We start from the raw sequence: 217 nt of genomic DNA, 5'->3' as shown, positions 1-217 counted from the left end.
GATGGCGAAGTAGAAGCAGATGAAAGTTATTTTGGCGGACAACGCAAAGGCAAACGCGGTCGCGGTGCTGCCGGTAAAGTCGCCGTATTCGGTCTTTTGAAGCGAAATGGTAAGGTTTATACGGTTACAGTACCGAATACTCAAACCGCTACTTTATTTCCTATTATCCGTGAACAAGTGAAACCTGACAGCATTGTTTATACGGATTGTTATCGTA

1 protein-coding gene is annotated in these 217 nt (G+C 44.2%); it reads left to right on the top strand.

The window, feature by feature from the left end:
• The coding region (locus tag HMPREF2959_RS10795) for a transposase (protein ID WP_148138160.1) at positions 1–217 on the top strand (217 nt) is incomplete at both ends.

The sequence above is a fragment of the Neisseria sp. HMSC070F02 genome (assembly GCF_001814225.1).
Lineage (GTDB): Bacteria > Pseudomonadota > Gammaproteobacteria > Burkholderiales > Neisseriaceae > Neisseria > Neisseria meningitidis.
Note: the sequence above shows the minus strand (reverse complement) of the source record. Positions and strands in the feature narration are given on the sequence as shown.